Origin of the sequence: Snodgrassella alvi (assembly GCF_002777425.1) — a bacterium.
Lineage (GTDB): Bacteria > Pseudomonadota > Gammaproteobacteria > Burkholderiales > Neisseriaceae > Snodgrassella > Snodgrassella alvi_B.
Genome location: NZ_MDVC01000079.1, coordinates 1 through 4,281 on the forward strand (window position 1 = coordinate 1; position 4,281 = coordinate 4,281).

Annotated in this window: 8 protein-coding genes; 4 read left to right on the plus strand and 4 right to left on the minus strand. The window is 39.3% G+C overall.

What is annotated here, in order from left to right:
• Positions 1 to 115: 115 nt before the first annotated feature.
• Both BGI33_RS07390 and BGI33_RS07395 read right to left on the minus strand, forming a co-directional pair.
• Positions 116 to 493, minus strand: a complete 378-nt coding sequence (locus BGI33_RS07390; RefSeq protein WP_100089918.1) for an SMI1/KNR4 family protein — start codon at positions 491 to 493, stop codon at positions 116 to 118.
• Between the two features lie 26 nt (positions 494 to 519).
• On the minus strand, positions 520 to 1,374 hold the full coding sequence (locus BGI33_RS07395) for an RHS repeat-associated core domain-containing protein (RefSeq protein ID WP_218965163.1): 855 nt from the start codon (positions 1,372 to 1,374) through the stop codon (positions 520 to 522).
• A 123-nt stretch (positions 1,375 to 1,497) separates the two neighbouring features.
• Here BGI33_RS07395 and BGI33_RS13450 point away from each other — a divergent pair, with 123 nt between their 5' ends.
• Positions 1,498 to 1,668 carry a hypothetical protein gene (locus tag BGI33_RS13450; protein ID WP_218965164.1) on the plus strand — a complete coding sequence of 57 codons (171 nt, stop codon included), beginning with the start codon at positions 1,498 to 1,500 and terminating at the stop codon, positions 1,666 to 1,668.
• A gap of 33 nt (positions 1,669 to 1,701) precedes the next feature.
• A complete protein-coding gene (locus tag BGI33_RS13800; RefSeq protein ID WP_257379079.1) occupies positions 1,702 to 1,827 on the plus strand; it encodes a hypothetical protein in 126 nt (41 codons plus the stop codon).
• Between the two features lie 74 nt (positions 1,828 to 1,901).
• Here BGI33_RS13800 and BGI33_RS07400 read toward each other — a convergent pair whose 3' ends face one another.
• Entirely contained in the window at positions 1,902 to 2,381 is a 480-nt protein-coding gene (locus BGI33_RS07400; protein ID WP_180297032.1) for a hypothetical protein, read from the minus strand.
• Positions 2,382 to 2,383: 2 nt separating this feature from the next.
• On the minus strand, positions 2,384 to 3,205 hold the full coding sequence (locus BGI33_RS07405; RefSeq protein ID WP_218965165.1) for an RHS repeat-associated core domain-containing protein: 822 nt from the start codon (positions 3,203 to 3,205) through the stop codon (positions 2,384 to 2,386).
• Positions 3,206 to 3,265: 60 nt separating this feature from the next.
• Between BGI33_RS07405 and BGI33_RS13455 the strand changes: the two genes are divergently transcribed.
• Together BGI33_RS13455 and BGI33_RS07410 are read left to right on the plus strand one after the other, a co-directional pair.
• Positions 3,266 to 3,556 (plus strand): hypothetical protein, encoded by a 291-nt coding sequence (locus tag BGI33_RS13455; RefSeq protein WP_218965166.1) that lies wholly within the window; start codon positions 3,266 to 3,268, stop codon positions 3,554 to 3,556.
• Between the two features lie 38 nt (positions 3,557 to 3,594).
• Positions 3,595 to 4,281 (plus strand): helix-turn-helix domain-containing protein (locus BGI33_RS07410; RefSeq protein ID WP_144235400.1); only part of this gene is annotated, 687 nt, incomplete at its 3' end.

Below are 4,281 nucleotides of genomic sequence, written 5' to 3' on the forward strand. Positions count from 1 at the left end.
ATTAAGGCACTTCTCCATAATCATTTTTTAAGACATTATATTCTATATTTCAGTTGTAATTCTCAATTCTATAAGAAAAATTATACGGTTAGTATTATTCATGTTTACAAATATGTCATTCGATATATTTCCCTAAGTGATAAATATCAGTTGCCTCTTTATTCATTTCTAAAGAACCTAAAGCGCCTAAATCCAAACTATATATATTATCAGACTCATTATTTTTCTTGACGTATATAAAATAGCCTATATCACCATCTTGACCTATTAAAAAATAATTGGGTTCAATGTTTTGTATACTATATACATCATTTCTTTCTTGAATGTCATATATGTTATATATGTATATATATTCTTCTTTTTCAGTGATTAATTCATACGGCTCTTTATCTTGGACCTCTTCTGACAAAAATCGTACATATAAACTTGGAAATTTGATATTCATTTCTTTTTCAAGAATATACAATATTTCTATAATTGATTTCTTTTCCATAAAAAATTTACCATTCAATTAATATTCTATAAGTCAAAAAAAGGATTATTTATATTAGCATTTCTAATGCTATCGAAATATTTATAAGAATCATTTAACGCTTTTTTTGCTTGTGCTTTAGGTACACCGGCGTCAAGCATTTCCCTGTAACTTATGTTGAATTCTTGTTTTAAGGTTGTATTCCATCCTCCATTAAGTGATCTTCTAGCTCTTTGTGCTTGACTAATGTTAGCATGTGGTAAACCAGAAGAAGATTGTAATAATGTCGCTGGTGCAGCATTTCTTCGATAACTAGTTATATTTCTTTTAGCCCAAGCGTCTTGTATTGGATGATGGCTTTGTACGAAAGCATCAGATCTAGTGTTTCTATGGCCTAAAGCTCTATTTGCATTAGGAGATAAGTTACCATGTATGTCTACATCACCTTTTTTATAGCCATTTGGAGCTTTACATATTAACCCCCACGGATCCACCCAAGTCAACCCATTAGGCGCATACTGATACAGATTAAAGCCACCCAGCAATCCTATCGGGTCTGGCTGAGTAAAGCGGCCTATATCCGGATCATAATACCTGAAGGTATTGTAATGTAAGCCGGTTTCTCTGTCTAAATATTGTCCCTGATATCTGAGGTTTTGCTCTATGGGTTCGTGTTCGATTTCATGAATCCGTTTCCCCCAGAGCTGAAAGCTACATTCACACAGTATTTTACCGTTTGCATCGGTGAGCTCTTCCGGACAGCCGTTCAGGTCGGTGTGGAAGTAGCGGATATGTTGTTCATGGTTGCCGTCTGTGTCTATGCGTGCCAGTGGTTCGTAGCTGTTCTGGTCGGTGTAGATATACAGGCTGGTGGGGTGATTCGGGCCGGTTTCCTGAATCATTCTTAAGCCGTCCCACAGGAAGCGGGTACGGTTGTAAGGTTTGCCGTCGCGGTCTATCTGATGCTTTTCGATACGCCGGCCTAAGGCATCGTAGACGTAGCCGTAACGCTGGCTGCGGTTTAGTTGTTCGATGCGTACTTCGCTCAGGCGGTGTTCAGCGTCGTAGTGGTAGTGCTGGGTGGCGCCGATGCTCTGTTTGGTTTGGGTTCGGCCGTGCTCGTCGTAGCTGTAGTGGTGTTCTCTGAAATGCAGGAGCTGGTTACAGCGGATGACATTCTGATTGCTAGGGTCTAATTCTATTGGCCGTCTGTGGTCTAACAGGTTGGCGTGGGTAGCGCCGATGGTTTGTTTGGTTTAGATTCTGCCATGCTCGTCGTAGCGGTAGCGGTGTCCTCTGAAATGCAGCAGTTGGTTATAGCGGATCAGGTTGTGGTTGCTGCTGTAGTTGGGTAGGTTGGCAATAACTTTTTGTGAATGCTGAGTTTAAGATCTATTGTTATGAAGTCTATTCTCATTTAAGTTATAAATTATTTATTCTTTGGATCCCAAAAAGATTCATCAGAAATATAAATTTCATTTAATTTCAAGTCCAATGGGATATGTTCTATATAATCTGCTATTTCATCATATGGTGATGGAAGCGTAAAAGACATACCATAATCTTCATTAACAATAAGTGTCCCATTAAGTATCCGTTGACTGTTTGTTAATAAAGTAAGTTCTCTCATTGTGATTCCTGCATATAATTTATTTTTATATTTGCCTTTGTAATTCTGATTGCATCCGATGGAAATAATCTTACCATCAGAATCAGTGGAAAATATTAGCGTACCATTATTTAAAGAATATCCATACATTTTTTCACTAAAAGGAAACGCTGTCATATATTCTTTAATTTTAACAACAAAATTTCTGTATATTTCATCTAGATAATAATCAACGTGATGAGCTAATTCAATATTACCTATTGATTTATAACTTATAATATCTGCATTGAAATCTATCATGATTATTGTCCATTCATTAGCTTACCATCAATATAAACTGGTGAGTCTTTAATACGATCATAGTTTTTAAATTCCCCGTACCCGATTCTTCCTAAAACCTCATCTGAGCCTTTGCCAGTTGATTTATATACTTTCCAATAATCATTACCATGTATATTAGGTTGAGATGCAGAACCGCCTGGATGATAATCCAATCTATATGTTACACCAGATTTTGTTTTTTTAACATAAACAATATGTTGAATAGCATTCTGATTTTTAGATTGTGGATTAGTTACAGTCCAACCTTTAGATATCAAATAATCATGAACATCACTAGCTTTTTTCCCAGTCAAACGATTTATCCAACGTGTGGTTACACTATTTCTACGTTTAAATCCTTTGGAAGATCCACAACTCCATCCTAAAGGATCAATCCAAGTCAACCCATTAGGCGCATACTGATACAGATTAAAGCCACCCAGCAATCCTATCGGGTCTGGCTGGGTAAAGCGACCTATATCCGGATCATAATACCTGAAGGTATTGTAATGTAAGCCGGTTTCTCTGTCTAAATATTGTCCCTGATATCTGAGATTCTGCTCTATGGGTTCGTGTTCGATTTCATGAATTCGCTTACCCCATAACTGAAAGCTGCATTCCCACAGTATTTTACCGTTTGCATCGGTGAGCTCTTCTGGACAGCCATTCAGGTCGGTGTGGAAGTAGCGGATATGTTGTTCATGGTTGCCGTCTGTGTCTATGCGTGCCAGTGGTTCGTAGCTGTTCTGGTCGGTATAGATATACAGGCTGGTAGGATGATTCGGGCCGGTTTCCTGAATCATTCTTAAGCCGTCCCACAGGAAGCGGGTACGGTTGTAGGGTTTGCCTGCGTTGTCTAGCTGATGTTTTTCGGTACGCCGGCCAAGGGCGTCGTAGACATAGCCGTAACGCTGGCTGCGGTCTGTTTGTTCGATGCGTACTTCGCTCAGGCGGTGTTCGGCGTCGTAGTGATAGTGCTGAGTAGCAACGATGGTCTGTTTGGTTTGGGTTCTGCCGTGCTCGTCGTAGCGGTAGTGGTGACTTCTGAAATGCAGGAGCTGGTTACAGCGAATCAGGTTGTAATTGCTGTAGTCTTCTCTGTATTTGCTGTCCAGCAGGTTGGCGGCAGCTGTAGTAGTCTTTATTTAATCTGACATTTAGTGTATTTTAAACCAATAATGGAGTGTCAGTAATGAATCAATCTGCAAAAATAATTAAACCAAAATTAGGACTTTTAGAACTCGCTAAACAGTTAGGTAACGTTCAGCAAGCCTGTAAAGTCTTGGGGTATAGTCGCGACAGCTATTATCGCTTCAAAAAACTCTATGAACAGGGCGGAGAATTAGCTCTTCAGGAAATAAGTCGCAAAAAACCTATAGAGAAAAATCGCGTAGAACCTCATATTGAGCAGGCTGTCGTTAATATGGCTTATGAATTTCCTGCTTATGGCCAACATCGGGTTGCTAATCAGCTACGTCTGCAAGGAATAATGGTCTCTGGCAGTGGTGTACGTTCAATCTGGTTACGCCACGATTTAGAAAGCTTCAAAAAAAGACTGATCGCTCTGGAAACAAAAGTAGCTCAGGAAGGGCTTGTGTTAACAGAAAGCCAGCTACAGGCTTTAGAGAAAGCGAAAGCAGCGCGAGAGGCACAGGGTGAAATTGAGACCCAGCATCCTGGATACTTATGCGCACAAGATACATATTATGTTGGTCATATTAAAGGGATTGGGAAAATATACCAACAAACGTTTATTGATACCTATTCAAGACTGGCGTTTGCTAAAGTATATACGGAGAAAAACAGTTTAGTTGCTGCGGATATGCTCAATGATAAAGTGATACCATTTTTTGATAATGAGCAGGTAGCGCTTTTACGA